The sequence below is a fragment of the Mycobacterium sp. genome (assembly GCF_049673265.1).
Lineage (GTDB): Bacteria > Actinomycetota > Actinomycetes > Mycobacteriales > Mycobacteriaceae > Mycobacterium.
Genome location: NZ_JBATXN010000526.1, coordinates 1 through 2151, shown reverse-complemented (window position 1 = coordinate 2151; position 2151 = coordinate 1). Strand labels below are relative to the sequence as shown.

The window sequence follows — 2151 nt, the reverse complement described above, 5'->3', positions numbered from 1 at the left end:
ACGTCGTCAAAATCGAGCCGCCGACCGGCGACCCGGCGCGTCTGTTCGGCCGGATGATGGGCCTCGACATGGACACCAGTCCACCCTTCGAGATGGACAACCGATCCAAGCGCAGTGTCGTCCTCGATCTCACCACCGACCTTGACCGCGCCGCAGCTCTCGAATTAGTCAGCGGCGCAGAGGTGTTCGTCACGAATGTCCGCCCCGGCGCGTTGCGTCGGCTCGGGCTGGACTACGAGTCAGTGGCGGCGAATCACCCCCGCCTGGTCTACGGGCTGATCACCGGCTACGGCGAAACCGGCCCCGATGCCGACCGGGCTGCCTACGACATCGCGGCGTTCTGGTCACGCGCCGGGGTGGCACATCTGCTGACCCGCCCTGGCGACACACCGCCCTTCCAACGCGGCGGCATGGGCGACCACTCGGCCGGCATGACGTTGGCGGCAGCGATCTGCGCGGCGTTGCTGGCCCGGGACCGGACCGGTTCAGGGCAGCTGGTGAGCACGTCGCTCTACCGCCAAGGCGCCTACACCGTCAGCTTCGACTTGAACACCTACTTGATGACGGGTCAGCCAGTCGCGATCGGGCAACGCGAAAAGATGGGCAACCCGTGCATGAACAACTACGCCGCCGGTGACGGCCGGCGGTTCTGGATCGTGGGGCTGGAAGTCGATCGCCATTGGCCGCCGCTGTGCCGTGCCGTCGGCAAGGCCGAGTGGTTGGCTGAACCGCGGTTCGCCGATGCCCGTGCCCGCGCCATCAACGCCGTCGCATTGATTGCCGAATTGGACCAGATCTTTGCCACCAAGCCGCTGGCCGAATGGGCGGAGATCTTCGCGAGCGAACCGGACTTCTTCTGGTCGCCGGTCAACAGCATCGAAGACGTCGTCGCCGACGAGCAGTTCCACGCCGCCGGTGGCATGGTTGACGTGCCGGATGGGCCGGCAGTTGTGCCCATGGTCGCGACACCGGCGGATTTCCACGGCACACCGTGGGTGGCGCGCTCGATAGCGCCGCGGCTGGGTGAGCACACCGAGGAGGTTCTCGCCGAATTGGCAGCGAGGCGCACCTTTACAGATTGACGCAGAAATGTAATGCTGGGTCGGGCCCCTCGGGCCGACCGGTTGTTCGATCTGCTGAAGGGATGCGATGAGTACCTTCGAGGTGGGCTTCGAGAAGCGGCGGCCGCCTTCACGGCGCTACGACGGCGCTGCGGTCAAGTATCGCCTCGACGTTGTCGCCTCGAGTCCTGCCGACGTGGTGTGCTCCATCGGGGGATGGCTGTACGACCGGGTGCGAGCCGGCTGGGAAGTCACCGTGCTGTTACCGCAGCAGTGCGATACCCGCCCATTGCAGATCCTGGGCATGCAAGCATCCGAGCTCGACGCCCAGATCCCGGTGGCCAACACCGGATGCCCGGCCCGCGGTCTGGCGGTCAGCGCAGACATGTTCGCATCGGACGTACGAATTCGGCAGCAGGTACTGGAAGCGCTGGATCGCTGGATGACGGAAGTCACGCTCTGGCATGACGATTGGCCGCTGACCGTGGGACACCGGACGACCGCGGTGCAGCATGTACTCAGCGGTGCCGCCCGCGCCTTCAAGCGTCATGCGCTCACCGCGGCCGGCATTGTCGATGCGGTCGGTCCGACTGAGGCATTGCGCAGCGACATGAAAGCCTGCCTGCCAGTCGATTCCGAGCTGATCCCGGTCGGCTGATGCGGAAGTACCACAGCCACACGTTGCTCTACCTGCACGAGACGATTGCGCTGGGCTCCGGAACAAGCGACGGGTTTACGCAAGCGTTCGTCGACACCTACCAGCCGATGATGGAAGAACTCGGCGCCCGATTGTTCTGCCTGTGGGAAACCACCCCCTACAACGGGCACTGGCCTCAGGTCACGATCATCTGGGAGATCGACGCGTTCGCCGACTATGCCCGCATCGGGGCGGCGCAGGCACGGGGCGGCAGCCACGAGGCTGCTGCGGGCAAGTGGTCGACATTCCTCGCCGACATTGGCGCCTCGGGCGAGGGACGGATCATGTACCCGGGGCCGAGCACCAAGACACTCGCCCAGTTGCACGACGCCAATTTCAACGCGGCCGTGGTGATTCAAGAGATCATGCAGACCAAACCGGGCCATCAAGATG

At 65.3% G+C, this 2151-nt stretch carries 2 protein-coding genes and 1 pseudogene; all 3 read left to right on the top strand.

What is annotated here, in order from left to right; all coding sequences use genetic code 11:
• Positions 1-1082, top strand: a 1082-nt coding sequence (locus WBF82_RS18090) for a CoA transferase (RefSeq protein ID WP_424384339.1), incomplete at its 5' end; no start/stop codon positions are given.
• Positions 1083-1149: 67 nt separating this feature from the next.
• Complete coding sequence (locus WBF82_RS18085; RefSeq protein WP_424384338.1) at positions 1150-1719, top strand: hypothetical protein; 570 nt, start codon at positions 1150-1152, stop codon at positions 1717-1719.
• Positions 1719-2151, top strand: a pseudogene (locus WBF82_RS18080) (NIPSNAP family protein); the annotation flags it as partial. The gene WBF82_RS18085 and the pseudogene WBF82_RS18080, both read left to right, overlap by 1 nt.

What these genes read in the sequence shown, in the direction of transcription:
- WBF82_RS18085 (WP_424384338.1), top strand. Translation starts at nt 1,150, where the DNA reads ATGAGTACCTTCGAGGTGGGCTTCGAGAAGCGGCGGCCGCCTTCACGG.